This is a genomic window from Microbispora triticiradicis (assembly GCF_005864065.1).
Taxonomy (GTDB): Bacteria; Actinomycetota; Actinomycetes; order Streptosporangiales; family Streptosporangiaceae; genus Microbispora; species Microbispora triticiradicis.
In genome coordinates, this window is the sequence record NZ_VANP01000004.1 from 193,257 (window position 1) to 210,174 (window position 16,918).

Annotated in this window: 21 protein-coding genes and 1 pseudogene; 10 read left to right on the top strand and 12 right to left on the bottom strand. The window is 71.4% G+C overall.

The genetic code is table 11. From position 1 onward, the window contains the following. Window positions 1-172 precede the first annotated feature (172 nt). Complete coding sequence (locus FED44_RS12220) at window positions 173-595, bottom strand: VOC family protein (protein WP_138460712.1); 423 nt, start codon at window positions 593-595, stop codon at window positions 173-175. A gap of 102 nt (window positions 596-697) precedes the next feature. Here FED44_RS12220 and FED44_RS12225 point away from each other — a divergent pair, with 102 nt between their 5' ends. After that, entirely contained in the window at window positions 698-1,651 is a 954-nt protein-coding gene (locus tag FED44_RS12225) for a helix-turn-helix transcriptional regulator (RefSeq protein WP_138460713.1), read from the top strand. Window positions 1,652-1,702: 51 nt separating this feature from the next. Here the strand turns inward: FED44_RS12225 and FED44_RS12230 are convergent, their stop codons facing one another. After that, a complete protein-coding gene (locus tag FED44_RS12230; RefSeq protein ID WP_138460714.1) occupies window positions 1,703-2,629 on the bottom strand; it encodes a quinone oxidoreductase family protein in 927 nt (308 codons plus the stop codon). A gap of 166 nt (window positions 2,630-2,795) precedes the next feature. Here FED44_RS12230 and FED44_RS12235 point away from each other — a divergent pair, with 166 nt between their 5' ends. Continuing rightward, window positions 2,796-3,209: a MarR family winged helix-turn-helix transcriptional regulator gene (locus FED44_RS12235; RefSeq protein WP_111699630.1), complete on the top strand. Its 414-nt coding sequence runs from the start codon at window positions 2,796-2,798 to the stop codon at window positions 3,207-3,209. Window positions 3,210-3,434: 225 nt separating this feature from the next. Then, window positions 3,435-3,818 carry a TIGR03618 family F420-dependent PPOX class oxidoreductase gene (locus tag FED44_RS12240; protein ID WP_111699631.1) on the top strand — a complete coding sequence of 128 codons (384 nt, stop codon included), beginning with the start codon at window positions 3,435-3,437 and terminating at the stop codon, window positions 3,816-3,818. Here FED44_RS12240 and FED44_RS12245 read toward each other — a convergent pair. Continuing rightward, window positions 3,811-4,581: an alpha/beta fold hydrolase gene (locus FED44_RS12245; RefSeq protein WP_138460715.1), complete on the bottom strand. Its 771-nt coding sequence runs from the start codon at window positions 4,579-4,581 to the stop codon at window positions 3,811-3,813. The two genes, FED44_RS12240 and FED44_RS12245, sit on opposite strands and share 8 nt — an antisense overlap. Before the next feature lie 50 nt (window positions 4,582-4,631). On the opposite strand from FED44_RS12245, the gene FED44_RS12250 reads away from it, so the two are divergent. From FED44_RS12250 to FED44_RS12265, 4 genes are all read left to right on the top strand, one after another. Then, a complete protein-coding gene (locus FED44_RS12250; protein WP_111699633.1) occupies window positions 4,632-5,009 on the top strand; it encodes a winged helix-turn-helix transcriptional regulator in 378 nt (125 codons plus the stop codon). A gap of 222 nt (window positions 5,010-5,231) precedes the next feature. Then, window positions 5,232-6,437 carry a tryptophan synthase subunit beta gene (trpB, locus tag FED44_RS12255; protein ID WP_208758942.1) on the top strand — a complete coding sequence of 402 codons (1,206 nt, stop codon included), beginning with the start codon at window positions 5,232-5,234 and terminating at the stop codon, window positions 6,435-6,437. Next, window positions 6,434-7,261 carry a tryptophan synthase subunit alpha gene (gene trpA / locus FED44_RS12260; protein WP_138460716.1) on the top strand — a complete coding sequence of 276 codons (828 nt, stop codon included), beginning with the start codon at window positions 6,434-6,436 and terminating at the stop codon, window positions 7,259-7,261. The genes trpB and trpA overlap by 4 nt, the downstream gene beginning before the upstream one ends. Then, window positions 7,258-8,025, top strand: coding sequence for a GntR family transcriptional regulator (locus FED44_RS12265; protein ID WP_138460717.1), 768 nt, complete (start codon window positions 7,258-7,260; stop codon window positions 8,023-8,025). The genes trpA and FED44_RS12265 overlap by 4 nt, the downstream gene beginning before the upstream one ends. Window positions 8,026-8,065: 40 nt before the next feature. Here the strand turns inward: FED44_RS12265 and FED44_RS12270 are convergent, their stop codons facing one another. The 6 genes and pseudogenes from FED44_RS12270 to FED44_RS12295 form a co-directional block, all read right to left on the bottom strand. After that, window positions 8,066-9,151 carry a protein kinase family protein gene (locus FED44_RS12270; protein WP_167521454.1) on the bottom strand — a complete coding sequence of 362 codons (1,086 nt, stop codon included), beginning with the start codon at window positions 9,149-9,151 and terminating at the stop codon, window positions 8,066-8,068. Between the two features lie 113 nt (window positions 9,152-9,264). Further along, on the bottom strand, window positions 9,265-9,765 hold the full coding sequence (locus tag FED44_RS12275; RefSeq protein ID WP_111699637.1) for a response regulator transcription factor: 501 nt from the start codon (window positions 9,763-9,765) through the stop codon (window positions 9,265-9,267). Beyond that, complete coding sequence (locus FED44_RS12280) at window positions 9,762-9,971, bottom strand: ATP-binding protein (protein WP_208758943.1); 210 nt, start codon at window positions 9,969-9,971, stop codon at window positions 9,762-9,764. The genes FED44_RS12275 and FED44_RS12280 overlap by 4 nt, the downstream gene beginning before the upstream one ends. Window positions 9,972-10,079: 108 nt before the next feature. Next, window positions 10,080-10,502: a hypothetical protein gene (locus tag FED44_RS12285; protein WP_244301861.1), complete on the bottom strand. Its 423-nt coding sequence runs from the start codon at window positions 10,500-10,502 to the stop codon at window positions 10,080-10,082. Window positions 10,503-10,629: 127 nt separating this feature from the next. Beyond that, window positions 10,630-11,016 (bottom strand): annotated as a pseudogene (locus FED44_RS38425) (recombinase family protein); the annotation flags it as partial. A gap of 576 nt (window positions 11,017-11,592) precedes the next feature. Next, window positions 11,593-12,492, bottom strand: a complete 900-nt coding sequence (locus FED44_RS12295) for a helix-turn-helix transcriptional regulator (protein WP_138460720.1) — start codon at window positions 12,490-12,492, stop codon at window positions 11,593-11,595. 240 nt (window positions 12,493-12,732) lie between these two features. Between FED44_RS12295 and FED44_RS12300 the strand changes: the two genes are divergently transcribed. Next, complete coding sequence (locus FED44_RS12300; protein WP_165900569.1) at window positions 12,733-13,431, top strand: SDR family oxidoreductase; 699 nt, start codon at window positions 12,733-12,735, stop codon at window positions 13,429-13,431. 163 nt (window positions 13,432-13,594) lie between these two features. Next, window positions 13,595-13,966 (top strand): beta/gamma crystallin domain-containing protein, encoded by a 372-nt coding sequence (locus FED44_RS12305; RefSeq protein ID WP_138460721.1) that lies wholly within the window; start codon window positions 13,595-13,597, stop codon window positions 13,964-13,966. Here the strand turns inward: FED44_RS12305 and FED44_RS12310 are convergent. Next, a complete protein-coding gene (locus FED44_RS12310; protein ID WP_133305938.1) occupies window positions 13,885-14,337 on the bottom strand; it encodes a hypothetical protein in 453 nt (150 codons plus the stop codon). The genes FED44_RS12305 and FED44_RS12310 overlap by 82 nt on opposite strands. Before the next feature lie 322 nt (window positions 14,338-14,659). Between FED44_RS12310 and FED44_RS12315 the strand changes: the two genes are divergently transcribed. Continuing rightward, the gene (locus tag FED44_RS12315; RefSeq protein WP_167521455.1) at window positions 14,660-15,760 is read left to right on the top strand and encodes a pentapeptide repeat-containing protein; all 1,101 of its coding nucleotides are present in this window, start codon (window positions 14,660-14,662) and stop codon (window positions 15,758-15,760) included. Window positions 15,761-15,847: 87 nt separating this feature from the next. Here FED44_RS12315 and FED44_RS36360 read toward each other — a convergent pair whose 3' ends face one another. Then, the gene (locus tag FED44_RS36360; protein ID WP_208758944.1) at window positions 15,848-16,216 is read right to left on the bottom strand and encodes a tyrosine-type recombinase/integrase; all 369 of its coding nucleotides are present in this window, start codon (window positions 16,214-16,216) and stop codon (window positions 15,848-15,850) included. Next, entirely contained in the window at window positions 16,120-16,905 is a 786-nt protein-coding gene (locus tag FED44_RS12320) for a tyrosine-type recombinase/integrase (RefSeq protein ID WP_208758945.1), read from the bottom strand. Before FED44_RS12320 ends, FED44_RS36360 begins: the two co-directional genes overlap by 97 nt. Window positions 16,906-16,918 lie beyond the last annotated feature (13 nt).

Consider the following 16,918-nt stretch of genomic DNA (forward strand, 5'->3'; position numbering starts at 1 on the left):
TCGCCGTCGGCCATGACCGCCCGGTCCGCCGCCGCGAACTCGTCGAGGTTCACCCCGGCGAGCTCGCGGCGGTGTTTCCGAACCGGCGCAGCATGAGGTCGTGGTGGGCCCGGCAGGCCGGCGCGGTCGAGTGCGCGGGTGCCTAGCACGTCACCGGGTCGCGCCCCGCTGCTCAGCCGGTGTATTCGCTCGCGACGTCCACGACCCAGACGACACCGAAACGGTCGGTCAGCATGCCGTAGAGCGGAGCCCACTGCGCGGGTTCCAGGGGCTGCGCGATGACGGCCCCGTCGGAGAGCTTCTCCCAGTACGCGGTGATCTCCTCGGTGGTCTCGCCGCGGAGGGAGAGGAAGAACGAGTTCTCGCCCCGGTCCCACGGCTGCCGCGAGGGCACGTCGTAGGCCATCACGTGGAAGCCGTTGCCGGCGACCACCTGGCCCCACATCACCTGGTCCGCCTCGGCCGGGTCCTGCACGTTCCCGGCGTCCTTGTAGGTGACGACGGCGAGATGACCGCCGAAGACGGACTGGTAGAACTCCAGCGCCGCGCGGGCGTCGCCCCGGAAGTTCAGATGAGTGACGGACTTGACAGACATGCCGCTCCTATCGGTTCTCGACGCTGTGCAGCGCCTGATGTGGGGTAACCGTCGCAGGGGTAGCGGTCAGGATGTGGCCACTACCTACGGCACACTGAATCCATGCCGAAGACCTCAGCGCGACTGCTGGCGTTGCTCTCACTGCTCCAGACGCGCCGGGACTGGCCGGGAGCGCTGCTGGCCGAGCGGCTGGAGGTCAGCCCGCGTACCGTGCGCCGTGACATCGACCGGCTGCGCGAGCTCGGCTACCCCATCACGACCTTCAAGGGACCCGACGGCGGGTACCGGCTGGACGCCGGCACGGAGCTGCCCCCGCTGCTGTTCGACGACGAGCAGGCCGTCGCCCTGGCCATCGCGCTCCAGACCGCCGTCACCAGCGGCGCCGGCATCGAGGAGGCCTCGGCCCGGGCGCTGAACACCGTACGGCAGGTCATGCCCGCACGGCTGCGCCACCGGATCGACGCACTCCAGGTCACCGCGGTCGGGCGCGCCGCGGCGAGCCCGGCCCCACAGGTCGGCACCGAGGTGATCATGGCCATCAGCGCCGCCGTCCACAGTCGTGAGGTGCTGCGCTTCGACTACGCGCCGGGGCCTGCGCCGCGGCGGGCGGAGCCCCACCACCTCGTGACGTGGGGCGGGCGCTGGTACCTCGTCGCCTGGGACCTCGACCGGGAGGAGTGGCGCACCTTCCGCGCCGACCGGATCACCCTGCGCATCCCGGCCGGGCCCCGCTTCACACCGCGTGAGCTGCCCGGAGGAACGGTGGCCGCCTTCCTGTCCGCCAGGTTCCGAGGCTCCGACGGCTCCGGCGACTGGCCCTGCCGCGGCGAGGTGATCCTCGGCGTGGCCGCGGCCGAGGTGTCCCCCTATGTCCGCGACGGGGTCGTCGAGGAGCTCGGCCTGGACCGCTGCCGGCTCGTCCTGGGCTCGTGGTCGTGGACCGGGCTGGCCGCCGCCGTCGGCAGGTTCGACGCCGACATCGAGGTCGTCGGCCCGGCCGAGCTCAAGGACGCCTTCGCCCACCTGGCCCGCCGCTACGCCAACGCCTCCGCATAGGCCGTACCGGGCCGGACAGGACCGGCCGGAGAGCGATCTCGGGCGTGGCGGCTACGGGACGAGAACGATGCGGTCGTCGGTCTCGGCGGTCCACGCCTGCGCGACCTGGGCGAGGGGCACGGCGCGGGCCCGTACGTCGATCGCGCCCGCGGCCACGGCCGAGGCCAGCTCCGGCAGTTCGGCGAGGATGTCCCGGGCGGGGACCGAGCCGATGCCGCTGCCGACGACCTGCAGGCGGGCGGAGCGCAGCGCCACGGAGGGGATCGGCGCGGTCTGGCCGGCGACGGACCCGATCTGGATCCAGGCCAGCGGGGCGGTGCGGTCGGCGCGGGCGGTGAGCATCGGAATCATCGCGCCGGCGGCGGGTTCGCCCCACACGTAGTCGATGACCACGTCGACGTCGGCCGCGCGGCCGATCTGGTCGTAGGTGATCGTCTCGTCGGCGCCGAGCGCGGTCAGCGCCCTCAGACGGGTGGTGTCGCGGCCGGCGGCGACGACCTGGGCGGCGCCGAACAGCTTGGCGATCTGGACCGCCATCCGTCCGGCGTTGCCGGTGGCGCCGAGGACGAGGACGCGCTGACCGGCGTGGAACTCGACGCGCCGCCGCAGCGCGATCCAGGACGACATGGCCGGATTCATCGCGGCGGCGATCCGTACGGGGTCGATGCCGTCGGGCAGGATCACGCTGCGACGGGGGTCGATGAGGGTGCGGTCGGCGAACGTCCCCAGAGCCGTGTCGTCCAGGACCACGTAGCGCAGGTTGCCCTCCGTGTCGCGTACCACGCCGTCGACGCCGGGGACGAGCGGGTGCACGCCCTTGCTGGAGTAGTGCGAACCGTTCGCCTTCGCCCTGGTCAGATGGTGCAGGCCGGCGGCGAGGACCTCGACGACCATCTCGTCGCCGTGGCGCTCGGCCGGGTCGGGGTGGTCGCGGTAGACCGGCGGGGCGTCGGCGGCCTGGATGACGGCGGCGTGCATGGTGGTCTCCCTGAAAGTCGTTTGTATTACCAACCAATGGCCATAATGGTTGGCAATACAAACCATGTCAACGGGATGGCGTGAACCAGGTGGAGCCGCTCGCCGTCCGCGCGGGCCGGCTCCGGCTGGTTGGGATTGCCAACCATGCCGGAGCTACCATGACGGCATGACCGCCGCCGACGATGCCCTGGACGCCCTCGTCCGGACCACCTTCGAGGTGGCAGGCGTGCTGACCCGCGTCGGCGGCGAGAACGACCTGTCGCTCACCCAGCTGCGGGTGCTCGGCATCCTCCGCGATCGTCGCGCCCGCGTCACCGAACTGGCCGCCTACCTCGGCCTGGACAAGTCCACGATGTCCGGCCTCATCGACCGAGCCCAGCGCAGGGGGCTGCTGATGCGCGGCAAGAACCCCGATGACGGCCGGGTCGTCGATGTCTACATGACCCCGGCCGGGCTCGAACTGGTCGAGCGAGTGCACGACGAAGTCCGGCGCGCCCTGGCGCCCAGGACCGGCCGCCTGGACCCGGACCAGCTCGATCAGCTCGTCAACCTGCTCGAAATCGTCTCGACCCGCCCGTAGCGAACACACCGCCTCGGTCGGGCGGCGCCCAGGCCCGGCAGTGGGTCGACATCGCCGTCGTGCATCAACTGGCCGCAGTGTGCGCGCTTTTGGGTTCCCTAAAGGAACTCCACGTGTTACGGTCATGGAGTCTCTTCAAGGAACCGATCAGCACCGGCATCGAGGACGCGCGAAAGCCGCCGGCCATGCCGTATCACGCACCGACAACCCCGCAGGGAGTAGAAGATGCTCAACCCCGACGTACGCCGCGCCTTCGACGGCACCTCGCTGGCCCACCTCGCCACCGTCCTGCCGGACGGCTCGCCCCACAGCGTCCCCCTCTGGGCCGGCACCCACGGCGACCACATCGTCTTCCTGACCGGCCCGCACTCGCGCAAGGCCCGCAACCTGCGCCGAGACCCCCGGGTGGCGCTCTCCCTGACGCCCGCCGACAACCCGTTCGAGCCCGTCATCGTCCGCGGCCGGGTCGTCCGATGGCTCGAAGGCGACGCGGCCTGGGAGATCATCGACCAGATCTCGGCGAAGTACATCGGCCGGCCCTACTCCCGGACGGAAGAGCGCGTCGTCGCCGTCGTCGAACCCGAACGGCAGACCGTCGGCGTCAGCTGAACGATCGATCGCGACCGACGACCAGGGTCGTGTTCAGCAACAACTCGGCGAGCTCGCCCGGCACGGTGACCATGCAGTCATGGCCGCTTCGCAACTCCCACACCCGCGACGGAGTGCCGTTGGGCTGTACGGGGGGCACGGGACGGCGGGTGACGCCCTTCGGCGCGTCGCTGACGCAGTGGATGTGCGTCCGGGGAATCGCGTCCATGGCCGGGTTGCGCAGCCGGACGGGCTGCTGGAAGCAGCGGACCGACTCGTCGCCGAGCATTGTGCGCAGCCACGCCGTGTCCGCCGGATCGGTCACCCCGAACAGGCCCATGGGCGCCGGCCCCTCCGGCATGGGCGGGATGCGCCAGGGCGCGTCGGAGGCGGCGGCCGCGTCGATCAGGTGCTGGGTCAGGGGCATGACGTCGAGCACGGTCTCGCCGTCGGCCGGGACCATCGCGTCGAGGTAGACCAGCCCCGCGATCCGGTCCGGGACCTGGTCGGCCACGGCGGATATGACCATCCCGGCGTAGCTGTGCCCGACCAGTATCACGCCGGTGAGTTCTTCCTCGACGAGGACGGCGACGATGTCGGCGACATGGGTGTCGAGGCCGACGCCGGGACCGAGCAGGTGCTCCTTCTCGCCGTGGCCGGTGAGCGAGGGGGCGAACACCCGATGCCCGGCCCGCGTCAGCAAGGGGACGACCCGGTCCCAGACGCGCCCGCTGTGCCAGGCGCCGTGGACGAGAACGAAGGTTTTCGTGTGTGGCGTACTCATGAAAAAGGACGCTAATGAGCCGTGAGGTACCTATTGGTAACCTTCGGCTCATGCGCGACTCAGCAGGAAGCGTCTTCTTCGCCGACTGCCCCGCTCGGCTGGCCATCGAGATCATCACCGACAAGTGGGCGGTCGTCGTCCTGTTCGCGCTGAGTCGCAGGCCGTGCCGGCACGGTGAACTCGTCGATCTCATCGGCGGCATCTCGCGCAAGGTGCTCACCCAGACACTGCGCAGGCTGCAGGGTTACGGCCTGGTCGAGCGCCACTCCTACGCCGAAGCGCCCCCGAGGGTCGAGTACAGCCTCACCGACCTCGGCCTGACCCTCGTCGAGCCCATCGCGGTCCTGACGGAATGGGCGAGGACGTACGGCGGCGCCGTCGTCAGCTTCCAGGAGGCGGCGGAAGAGGAGTCCGCGTCCGGCGGCTGACCTGCGGACCTCCTTCGGCTCCACCCCAGGCTCCCCACCCACTCGTGAGACGACCGGCGACGACCGGCCTGGAGACGCGGCGGCCCGGGCCGCCGCTCAGTGCCGCACGCCGACTGCCGCAGCCGTACGAGAACAGAACCGCGGTAGCGCGCCCGTGCTGCCCCATGCCACACTCACTGTTATAGAACTCACTGAGGAGTTATAGAACGACAGGAGCGTGGCATGCGAGACGTGTCGCTGTGGCGGGAGCCGGTCCCGCCGGACGGGACGATGGGCGAGCCCCGGGCGCGGGGCCGGTTCGGCGAGTACGGCGGACGGTACGCGCCGGAGTCCCTGGTGGAGGCGTGCCGCGAGGTGGCCGAGGCGTTCCGGGAGGCCTGGGCGGATCCGGGATTCCGCGGCGCCCTGGCGCGGCTTCTCGCCGTGCACGCCGGGCGGCCGACCCCGCTCACCCCGGCCGGCCGGCTGTCGGAGGCGCTGGGGGTGCGGCTGTACCTCAAGCGCGAGGATCTCACCCACACCGGATCCCACAAGATCAACAACGTGCTGGGCCAGGCCCTGCTGGCCGCCCGGATGGGACGGCGCAGGCTGATCGCCGAGACGGGAGCGGGCCAGCACGGGGTGGCCACCGCGACCGCCGCCGCGCTGCTCGGGCTGGAGGCCACGGTGTTCATGGGTGAGCGCGACATCGAGCGGCAGGCGCTGAACGTCTTCCGGATGCGCATGCTGGGCGCCGAGGTGGTCCCGGTGACCACCGGCAGCCGTACCCTCAAGGACGCGACCAGCGAGGCCATGCGGCACTGGGTGGGCGCGACCGGGGACTCCCACTACTGCATCGGCTCGGTCGTCGGGCCGGATCCGTACCCCTGGATGGTCAGGGAGCTGCAGCGGGTCATCGGTGACGAGGCCCGCGGGCAGTGCGCCGCCGAGCTGCGGACCGGCGTCCCCGACTACGTGGTCGCGTGCGTCGGCGGCGGCTCCAACGCGGCCGGCACGTTCGCCGGGTTCGCCGACACTCCGGCGCGCCTGGTCGGTGTCGAGGCGGAGGGCGGCGCCGGGGCGGCCCGCGGCCGGCTCGGCGTCCTGCACGGCTGCCGCTCGCTGTTCCTGCAGGACGACGACGGGCAGATCACCCAGCCGCACTCCATCGCCGCCGGGCTCGACTACCCGGGAGTCGGCCCGGAGCACGCCCACCTGCGCGACCTGGGCCGGGCCCGCTACGTCACCGTGACCGACGACGAGGCGGTCGGCGCGGCGGTGCGGCTGGCGCGCACCGAGGGCATCGTCCCGGCGCTCGAATCGGCGCACGCCCTCGCCTGGGTGATCCGCGCGGCCGGCGACGGCGATCTGCCCGCGGGATCGACGGTGCTGATGACGTTGTCCGGCCGCGGTGACAAGGACGTCTCCACCCTGAAGGAGCTGCTGTGACGAACCACAGGACGGACCCCACCCTGGCCACGGGCGCGGTCGAACGCCACCTGCGGGCCCGCCGGGACACCGGCCGCGGCCTGCTCATGCCGTACGTCACCGGGGGGATCACGCCCGGCTGGACGGAGTACCTGCGGGCGTTCGCCGACGCCGGGGCGGATGCGATCGAGGTCGGCCTGCCCTTCTCCGATCCGACGCTGGACGGCGTCACCATCCAGCGGGCGAGCGACACGGCACTGGCCCGGGGGGCGAGCACCCGCCGGATCCTCGCCGACCTGTCCGGTCTGCCGGACCCGGGCGTGCCGCTGGTCGCCAGCACCTACTACAACCTGGTGCTGCACGACGGCCCCGAGGCGTTCTGCGACGCGTTGCGCAGGGCCGGCGTCGGCGGCCTGATCGTGCCCGACCTGCCGGTGCACGAGGCGGACGAGCTGACGGACGTGGCCGCCGCCGCCGGGATCGAACTGGTCCTGCTGGCGTCGCCGGCGACGCCGCAGCCGCGACTGGCGGAGATCTCGCGCCGAAGCCGCGGATTCGTCTACGCGGTGTCGCTGATGGGCACCACCGGTGAGCGGGCCGCCCTCGCCGCCTCGGCGGCGGAGCTCACCGGGCGGATCAGGCGCGTCACCGACCGGCCGGTCTTGCTAGGATTTGGCATTTCCACCCCGGACCAGGCCCGCGAAGCCCGCCGGCACGCCGACGGCGTGGTGGTCGGCGCCGCGGTCATGCGGCGGGTGCTCGACGGGGCCGGGCCGGACGACCTGCGGGACTTCCTCGCGCCCCTGCGGCAGGCCCTCGACCAGGAGTGTGACCGACCACGATGACCCCCGACGGGACCCCCGACGCCGGGCACGAGGCGAGATACCGCGTCATCGCCGCCGACCTCGCCGCGAAGATCCGGTCGGGACACTACGCCCCCGGTGAGGCCCTGCCGCCGCAACGGGAGCTGAGCGCCTCCTACGGGGTGACCCTCATGACGCTGCGCCAGGCGTTGCGGGAGCTCAGCGACGAGCGGCTGATCGTGCAGCGGCCCGGCAGGGGCACGTTCGTCGCCCCGCCGCATCTGGCGTACCAGCTCGACTCGCTCCGCAGCCTCGCCGACGACCTGCGTAAGCAGGGCCACGACGTGCGGACCGTGGTGACCGGGCGGGCCGTGCGCCGGGCCCCCGCCCAGATCGCCTCCGAGCTGCGGCTGCGGCCCGGTGACACCGCCCTGCGGCTGGAGCGGGTCCGCGAGTTCGCGGGGCGTCCCGCGGTGCACCAGGTGTCCTGGGTCCGCCGGCCGGTCGCCGACCAGATCCGCGACCGGGACTTCACCGCCGTCTCCCTCTACACGGCCCTCGCCGACGCGGGGGTCGCGGTCGCCCGGGCGTCCGAGGTGGTCCGGCCGGGTCTGCTCGACCCCGCCGCCGCCCGCCACCTCCACGAGCCGCAGGGCAGCCCGGTGCTCGTCAGCACCCGGATCACCTACACGCTCGACGCCACGCCCGTGGTGTCCGACCACGCCACCATCCTCGGCAGCATGATGGAGATCCGTACCGAACGCGCCGCCACCGGCCTATCCCTCACCTGGGGCGCCGTCAGCTGAGCACCTGTGCGCGGTCTGTCCACGTTCGTGGCCGAGGCCATCAGCGGCGTCGCGGCGTGTAGGGAGCCAGAGCAGCGATGTCCACATCCGCGTCGGGCCAGCGAGAACGCAGCGCCTCGGCCAGGCGCCGGCACAGGCCCGTCAGCTGCGGCAGGGCATGGTGCGCCCGAGCGGTGTCGGCGGCGGCTTCCAAGGTCGTCACGAGTTGGGCGCGGCTGTCCTCCCCCGCCGGCCGCCCGTCCAGTGCCGGCAGACGCCGGAGACGGGTCAGCGCGAATGCCACGCATGCCGCCGCCAGGGCGACACCGTAGAGCCGATCATCCTCGGCCTGCGGCACCCCGGTCGCCAGAGCCCGCCGATAGGTCTCGGCGACCTGCGGCAGCGGCGCCGAGCCGCCGGGCTGTGCGGGCATGCTCACCCACATCCAGGCCGGACCTGGCACATGCAGGCAGACGGCATCGTGCAGCGCATGGGTGAATCCGGCGAACTCGAAGTCGATCAGGCGTGCATCGGTCGGCCCATCCGGGCGGACCAGAACGTTGTTGGTTTCCGGATCGCCGTTGCTCAGCACCAGAAAGGGCCCGGGATCGGCCAGTTCCGACAGTGCGCGGGCGAACTCGCGTTCCACCGCCCCGCTGATCGTGACTCCCAGGGCCTCGGCCTGCGACAGACCCTCTTCGCGCAGCCGGGCCACATGCCCAAGCCGGTCGGTCTCCGGATCGACCTGTCCCAGGTCCGCTCGCCGCCGGTAGTACAGCCCCGCCTGTCCGGCGGTCAACGCGCCGAGTTCGCCACGGGCACGAGCGAAGGCCTCCAGGCGTACGGCATGCGCGGCGATGCCATCGCTGCGCAACAGTCCGTCCAGTGCGACCCGTGGCGCGAGATCCTGCAGAATGACGCGTCCCGCAGAGATGTCCGCCGCCAGCACGCGTGGTGCCAGATCGACGCGGAGGTCCTCCGCCAGAAACCGCAGTGCGGCTACTTCCGTGCACAACCGCCACGCCTCGGCACGCCTGCCGTCGGCATGAGGTCCCATCCACTTGACGATCACTGTCTCACCGCGGTCGGTCCGAGCACGAGCGACCCGCCAGGGCTCCAACCTCGTCCACTCCACCAGCTTGATCACTGGCATCAGCCTAGTGCGGCGGGCTTGCCGGCCTCGGTGGTCAGCGCGTAGCGGCACCGACGGTCTGCCCGACCCCCGAGCCGGTTCATGCCGTCGTTCCGATGGCACGACGTTCACGGAGGCTCGGTAGCACCGAGCAGGCCGCGGTTGTAACCCTCCGCGACCGCGGCCGCACGATCGTTGACGTCGAGCTTCGCATAGACGTTGAGCAGGTGCGTCTTGACCGTGGCCTCGGTGATGAACAGCCGGGCGGCCGAGCGTACGGCGCGCAGCAGCTCGTCCCGCGGCGCGTCCTTGAGCAGGTAGCCGGTGGCACCGGCCTCGATCGCGGGCAGCACGTGGCTGTCCGTGTCGTAGGTGGTCAGCACCAGCACCCGGGCCGACACACCGCGCCGGGTCAGCTCGCCGATCGCGGTGACGCCGTCCATGCCGGCCATCCGCAGGTCCATCAGGATCACGTCCGGCTCGAGCGTCTCGGCCAGCCGGACCGCCTCGGCCCCGTCCGCCGCCTCGCCGACCACGGTGAACTCGGGGTCGCGGGCGAACATGCTGCTCAACCCGTCCTGTACCACCGGGTGGTCGTCGGCGACGAGCAGCTTGATCGGGTCACTCACGAACGCACCTCCGCCGCCTTGGCGGGCAGGCAGGCCGAGATCCCGGTCCCATCCCCCACCTCCGATTCGATCTGCAACGTGCCCGACAACGCCTCGATCCGCTGCCGCATCGCCACCAATCCGAAGCCCCCGTCGCGCTCGATCCGGGAGGCCGGGTCGAAGCCGCAGCCGTCATCGCGTACGTCGAGGGCCACCTGCCGGTCCATGTAGGGGCATGACGAGCATCCGAACGAAAAGTCCCGTTAACGGAGCAGCGTTAAGCGGCTTGCCGTGACTTTCCGTTCAAATGCGTCTCGCCGAAGGGTTTTCGCACGTCATGACGGATGCAGGCGGGTGGCCTGAACGGCTGTGACACGGGCGGCGTACACGCGGTGCGCCTTGCGCTCGGTTGGGCCAGCATTGGCGAGGGCAGCGCTCTGCTCCAGCGCGGCGCGGTGGAGTGCGAGCGGGGCCGTGATGCGGACTGAGTAGCCGTGGCCGCGGCGGATGGTCTGCCCGGAGGCGAGGGCCTGGCGGACGGTTTCATCACCAGCCGTACGCAGGTGATCGGCGAGCAGTCCCGGCAGATCAAGGGTCGCGTCCAGGCCCAGCGCGGGCACGCGATGCCGCTCGCCGGTGTCGGTCGGCGGCGCGTCGAGTTGGTCGGGCATGTTGCGGGCGTCGGCGGCATCCAGGACACGGCGGATGGTCTTGGGGGTGACCTGGTGCCGCCGGGCCAGGGCCTTGAACGGCGGCACCCTGGCGGTACTCCTCGACGATGGCGGCCGCCTTGTCCTGGTCGAGGGCGGCGGGGCGGCCGAGGGTCTTGCCGGCGGCCTTGGCGGCGGCGACGCCCTGGCGGGTGTTCTCGCCGATCATGTCGCGCTGGAACTCCAGCACGGCCTCCAGGACCGAGACCATCATTTTCGTGCCAGGGTCGTCGCTGGCCAGGTCGATGCCGGACAACAGTCCGGATTCGACGCGCAGGTGGAGGCCGCGGCGGATGAGTACGGGGCGCAGGGCGAGGATGTCGGCGACGGAGCGGAACAGGCGGGCGGCGTCGGCGATACGGATGGTGTCGCCGACTGCGGCCGCATGCAGCAGTGTGGTGAAGCCCGCGCGGTCGAGGGAGAGCTGCCGGCTGGAGGTGGCGGGGTCTTCGTAGACCGGGGCGCCTGCGGTCAGCAGGGCGGTGAGGGCGTGCCGCTGGCGGGCGTCGGTCTGCTTGTCGGTGGAGTGCCGCAGATAGACCAGGTCAGCCACGCCCGGCATCCGCTGAGTGGTTGCTGGTGAAGGGGATCGCCGTGCTGTTCCAGTCGGTCTGCTCGACCAGGGCCATCGTGTCCCCTTGCCGAAGGTCGGCCTTGTGGGAGCCGACGGGTTTCTGCGGCCACTTTAAGGGGGCGGAAAGGGGAGGCGAAAGTCTGGATCGGATTCCATTGGATCGACCGGCCGTTTTCGCAGGTGGCGGACGGCGGCTTGATTGGATCCGCCCAAGTGGGCGCAATCGACCGATTGCGCCCCCGCTCGCCATCGGCTTGGCACGGCGGGGATCACGCTCTCGTCGTGCCGCCCCCTGGGAGATCGTTTCTCATAGCACACCTGGACTTCGATGCTGACAGGCGTCGCCGTGGCTATCTGGGGTTGTTCGCATCTTTTCGCAGGGCAGGAAGATGTCATCTTGCCAGGCACGTAAAGGCACGTTGGCTGGCATGCTGGCATGCTGGGGTGAACGCATGTTCAGGTCGTGGTGATGTTCGTTCAATGCCTGTCCGCGGGGCCCGGTCAGGGCGGCGGCTCGCCGTAGCTATAGGTGCCCGAGCTGCAGGCCGTGAGCAGGTCGGCGCTTCAACGCGGCTGGCTGGTGGGGTGTGCCGGCTGGGTGGCTGCCAGGCTGGTCAGGAGCTTGAGCCGCTCTTCGGAGGTGCTGCCTGGTTCGGCGGTGTAGATGGTGAGGTCGTACACGGTCCGGCTGGAGATGGGCAGGTCGAGGGACTGGTAGGTCACCTCCAGGTCGCCGACCTGCGGGTGCCGCAGCCGCTTGCTGCCAGCGTGGCGGATGCGCACGTCGTGGGCGGCCCACTGGCTGCGGAACGCGGTGCTGAGCGTGGACAGCTCGCCGACGAGGTCGCGTAGCGCCCGGTCGTGGGGCTCGCGTCCGGCCTCGGCGCGCAGCAGCGCGGCGCTGACGGCGGTGGCCGCGTCCCAGTCGACGAAGAACCGCTGGGAGCCCGGGTCGAGGAAGACGTAGCGGGCGAGGTTGGCGCGGCCGTTCGGTGTGGTGGCAGGGCTGTCGAAGACCGGCGCGAGCAGGGCCCGGGCCAGCGCGTTGTGGGCGACGAGGTCCTGGCGGCCGTTGCGTACGAACGCCGCCGACATCGTCATGGAGTCCAGCAGCCACTGGACGCGCGGCGGGACCTGGACGTCCTTGCGGCGCGAAGGTGCGCGGCGGGCGGGCCGGGCGGCCTGGGCCAGGTCGAACAAGTAGGTGCGTTCGTCCTGGTCCAGGCGAAGGGCCTGGGCGACCGCGTCGAGCACCTCTTCCGATACGCCGCTGATGTGGCCCTTCTCCAGCCGGGTGTACCACTCGGTACTCACACCGGCCAGCACCGCGACCTCCTCGCGGCGCAGCCCGGGGACCCGGCGCCGGCCGCTGGTGGGCAGCCCGACCCGCTCCGGGGCCAGCTTCGCGCGCCGGGTGGCGAGGAAATCCCGGATCTGGGCACGGTGGTCGGGCCGGTCCTCCATGCCCCCACGGTAACCGCAGGGTTCGCGCAGGCGCCGACGGTAAGGGGGTTGAACTTATCCCCTCTATAAACGCGCTCTGCTTCGCGCCCGGCCGGGCGGGTTTCCTGGGATCAGCGAATCGAACGCGACCTGCGACACGGAGATGGACCCTGTCCGACCAGCTCTTGTAGCGGTGATCGGCCCGCCCATCACCGTCGAAGCCCTGTGATGCCAGGACCTCCAGCACCCGGGAGTATGACCATGACCGGCAAGACCGTACTGATCACCGGCGCGACCAGCGGCATCGGCGCCCACACCGCACGACTGCTCCTCGACCGCGGCCACCGCGTGGCCGTCACCGGCCGAGACGAGACCAAACTCAAGTCCTTCCTCAACGAGACCGGCCACCCCGACCGCCTGCTCGGCATCATCGCCGACGCCGCCGACTGGCCGGCCACCCACGCCGCCGTGACCCGCACCGTGGCACACTTCGGCGCCCTGCACGCCGCAGTGGCCAACGCCGGCTTCATCCCCGCCGACCACCCGCGCACCATCGCCGACGGCGACCCGGACCTGTGGGCGCCCATGGTCCTCACCAACGTCCTCGGCCCCGCCCTGCTGGCCAACGCCGCCCTCCCCCACCTCGAGACCACGGGCGGGCGGCTGGTGCTCATCGGCAGCGTCGCCGGCCTGAAGAACAGCCCCGCCAACCTCTACTCCGCCACCAAATGGGCCGTCACCGGCATGGCCGAGAACCTGCGCATGTACGCCACCAGCCGCGGCATCGGCGTCACCCTCGTCAACCCCGGCATGACCGACACCGCCTTCTGGCAAGGCGGCGTCCCGCCCTTCGCCCTGTCCCCCAAGCCCGTCGCCAAGGCCATCTGCTTCGCCCTCGACCAGCCGGCCGACGTCGACCTCAACACCCTGACCATCCGGCCGGTCGGCCAGCCCGTCTGAGGCAGATCTGACGCCCTGTGGCATCGCAGCCGGTCGTGAGCCGTGATGTTCGCATCGGAAGCGAGACAGCCACCCCGGCAGGCGGCCAGAGATCTCCTGGTCACGCCTGCGGATAGTCCGGCTCCAGTTCCACCGCATGAATCTCACTGCAAAGGAGAAGTCCATGAAACGCATCACCAAACGCGCGGCCCTGGCCGCTCTGGCGTCCGTCGCGGTGACGGCCTCACTTGCCGTCGCCCTCCCGACGGCGGCGTACGCGATCAATGAGGTCCCGTGCGGCGACCGGACCGACCTCGTGCGCGCCACAATCCACGCAACCGGCGGCTCGTCAGCCGACTACTGCTACGCCAACGGCGGAACGGATATGTACGTCCAGGATGTCTGGTGGGTCACCCGGATCTCGACCGGTAACAACCGCGTCCAGTGGTACGGGGACGGAAGGTGGCAGCCGGCTCAGCCGATCCCGAAGTGGACCGTGTTCACCTGGCCGAACCATCCCGGTGGGGTCCGCATCCAGGGGATCAGGATCGTCTGAACTGCCGGCGATATCGGGGCGGCGGTCCTGCCCGATCGCCGCTCCGGCCGGCAAGGCCCCGGGGTACAGCCCCGGGAAAGCCGGGCTCCCACATTGAGGTCGCGAGTTCGCGTCACCACCACTGACATCAACGCGGACGAAACCAGCGTGTCCCAGGTCGGGGTGCGGGCCGGCGTCTGATCCTTGCCGGTCAGCCAGATCGCGTAAGCGATGTCCTCGCCGAACTTCCACACCAGGTCGCGGCGGATGTCGGCGAGGTCGGGGTCGCTGTCGGTGGGCCGGGAGGGCTTGCGTCGCCACCAGTTCATGGTGTCGATGCTGGCATCTGCCCGGCCCGGGACGGGCCGTCTTCTGTCGATCTCGGCGTTCACGGGGGGCGTTACGGCAGTTTCGCCAGGACGTCGTGCGGGCGCACGGGCGGGTCTGCGTTCGCACGCACGAACCCTTGTGCACGCGCGTGAGGCGTGTCCTGGTCCATGGGTGTCCCGGTTCTGCCGCGCCTCGCCCTGGAAATGACGGTGCAATTGAGGCATGAAGAGTCGATCTCCGTCGCCATCTGCCCGCACGGTCATCACCTCGGCGGCAGCGGCCAGAGCCCGCCGCGCCACTCGGACCGCGATCGCACCCAGCCCCGCCGCGCCACCGACCGGCGGCCGGCGGCGATTACCCCGGTTGATATGGCTTGTCGCCGCTGTGGCCGTGATCGGGGCCGTGGTGTGGGCGGCGGTGTCCCTGGATGTTGCTGACTGGGCTCGCTGGACCTTGGCCGGCATCGCGATCGCTGCGGTGTCCAGCCTGGGCATCGCTGTCTTGATCGGGCCTGCCGCCCGCCGCCTGGCCGGCGAACACCAGCCACTTACCCCGGCCGAACGCCGGCAGATGACCGCCACCGAACGCGTCGAGGCCATCAACGCCGCCCGGCACACCCTGATCCAGGCCGCCACCGGACTGGTCGTCATCGGCGGCGTGGTGTTCACCGCCCAAGGCCTCTGGTACACCGCCCAGAGCCTGGACGCCTCCCGCCAAGCCCAGCGCACCACCGAACAAGGACAAATCACCGACCGCTACACCAAAGCCGTCGAACAACTCGGCTCCCGCACCAGCCTGGACGTCCGCCTCGGCGGCATCTACGCCTTGGAGCGCCTGGCCCAGGACTCCCCCCGCGACCACCAGACCATCTACGACGTCCTGACCGCGTTCATCCGCGAACACGACCCCAAACCCAAAGCCGCCATGCCCGCAACACCCGCCACCGACATCCAAGCCGTCCTCACCATCATCGGCCGCCGCAACACCAACCTCGAGCACAGCTTCACTGAGCTCGATCTCTCACACATCCGCATCCGGGGCGCTGACCTGAGCGGCAGGCAGCTGATGCACGTGAACCTGAACGGCGCGAACCTGAACGGCGCGAACCTGCGCGGCGCGGACCTGCGCAGCGCGAACCTGGGCGATGCGGACCTGGGCGATGCGGATCTGAGCGACGCGAACCTAAACTACGCGAACCTGGGCGGCGCGGACCTGCGCAGCGCGGACCTGGGCGACGCGGACCTGAACCGCTCGTACCTGGGCAGCAGGGCGAACCTGCGCGGCGCGGACCTGCGCGGCGCGGACCTGAACCGCGCGGACCTGGGCGGTGCGGATCTGCGCGGTGCGGACCTGCGCGGCACGGACCTGGGCGACGCGTACCTGCTCGGCGCGGACCTGCGCGGCGCGGACCTGCGGGAGGTGCGGGGTCGGACACCGGATCAGATACGGGACATGGCTCGCACTGACTCCGCGACGCAGTTCTGAATGCCGCCTGCGAAACACGGTCGCGAGATGCCGGAGGTGCTCAGATGCTTGCCTATGCACGACGTGGTTACGCACGCGGGCGGGCTTCTATAGCCCGGTGACGGGGTTGTCGGTCCAGCGGTCGCCTTCTTCGAGGTAGCCGAGTAGGGCGGCCGAGCCGTCGGCCCATCCGCCGTGGCGGCCGATGCGTTCGAGCTGGGCGCCGGCGCGGCGGGCGGCGGTGGCGAACCCGCGGCGCAGCGAGTGGCCGGTCCACCGTCCGTCGAGTTCGGCGGCCGCGGCGATGCGGGTGACGACGTCGGCGATGGCCTCGGCGGTCATCCGGCCGTGCGGGTCGCCGATCGGGCGCCCGGCCCGGGTCATCGGGACGGCGACGCGGCCCCCCTCGTCGATGCGGACCAGCAGCGGCCCGGCGGTGCGACCGGCCGCGGCGAGCGCGGCCACCAGGTCGCGCACCGCGCGCACCGGGCAGGTGGCCGGCACCCGGCCGTAGGGCACGGCCGCCTCGGTGAAGGTTTTGATCTTGCGCCGGTAGAGGTGACCAGCAGCCCGTCGGGGGTCTCGGCGACGTCGGCGATGTCGAGCGCGGCCAGCTCGCTGACGCGGGCGGCGCAGGCGTAGCCCAGCAGCAGCAGCGCGGCGTCGCGCTTGCCGGCCAATGTCGAGCGGTCGAGGGTGGCGAGCATGGCGCGCAGCGCGTCGGGGACCGCGGCGTCGGCCCGGCGCGGCCGCGCGGCCGGGTCCTTCGCCAGGGCCAGGCGCTCGCGGTAGCCGGACAGCACCTTGCGGGCGGCCTTGGTCTGCGGCGGGTCGACGTCGGCGGCCTGGTGCATGGTGCGGATCGCGGCCAGCGCCCGCTCGATGGACGGCGGGGCCAGCGACCGGCCGGTGCGCGCCGAGGGCGCGGCGGTCAGGTGGGTGACGTACTCGGTGACGGTCTGCGCGGTCGCCGGCAGCGGGCTGCGGCCCGTGGCCGAGCACCAGGCGGTGAACGCCGACCAGTCGCGGGCGTAGGCCCGGCGGGTCGATGCGGGGACGCCGGCCTCGATGGCGGCGCGGGCGGCGGCGCTGAGCGACAGGTCCGCCTCGCCGTGCCCGGCGGCGGGGGCGAGCGGGCCGGTCGGGCGGGGGGCGAGCGCGGTCACGGGGTGTACCTCC

Bases quoted from the DNA above. Each gene is read 5' to 3' on its own strand.
- FED44_RS12235 (WP_111699630.1), top strand. From the start codon at position 2,796: ATGACCGCCGCCGACGATGCCCTGGACGCCCTCGTCCGGACCACCTTC.
- trpB (WP_208758942.1), top strand. From the start codon at position 5,232: ATGCGAGACGTGTCGCTGTGGCGGGAGCCGGTCCCGCCGGACGGGACG.
- FED44_RS12265 (WP_138460717.1), top strand. From the start codon at position 7,258: ATGACCCCCGACGGGACCCCCGACGCCGGGCACGAGGCGAGATACCGC.
- FED44_RS12245 (WP_138460715.1), bottom strand. From the start codon at position 4,581: ATGAGTACGCCACACACGAAAACCTTCGTTCTCGTCCACGGCGCCTGG.
- FED44_RS12240 (WP_111699631.1), top strand. From the start codon at position 3,435: ATGCTCAACCCCGACGTACGCCGCGCCTTCGACGGCACCTCGCTGGCC.
- FED44_RS12300 (WP_165900569.1), top strand. From the start codon at position 12,733: ATGACCGGCAAGACCGTACTGATCACCGGCGCGACCAGCGGCATCGGC.
- FED44_RS12230 (WP_138460714.1), bottom strand. From the start codon at position 2,629: ATGCACGCCGCCGTCATCCAGGCCGCCGACGCCCCGCCGGTCTACCGC.
- FED44_RS12280 (WP_208758943.1), bottom strand. From the start codon at position 9,971: ATGGACCGGCAGGTGGCCCTCGACGTACGCGATGACGGCTGCGGCTTC.
- FED44_RS12305 (WP_138460721.1), top strand. From the start codon at position 13,595: ATGAAACGCATCACCAAACGCGCGGCCCTGGCCGCTCTGGCGTCCGTC.
- FED44_RS12295 (WP_138460720.1), bottom strand. From the start codon at position 12,492: ATGGAGGACCGGCCCGACCACCGTGCCCAGATCCGGGATTTCCTCGCC.
- FED44_RS12225 (WP_138460713.1), top strand. From the start codon at position 698: ATGCCGAAGACCTCAGCGCGACTGCTGGCGTTGCTCTCACTGCTCCAG.
- FED44_RS12220 (WP_138460712.1), bottom strand. From the start codon at position 595: ATGTCTGTCAAGTCCGTCACTCATCTGAACTTCCGGGGCGACGCCCGC.
- FED44_RS12250 (WP_111699633.1), top strand. From the start codon at position 4,632: ATGCGCGACTCAGCAGGAAGCGTCTTCTTCGCCGACTGCCCCGCTCGG.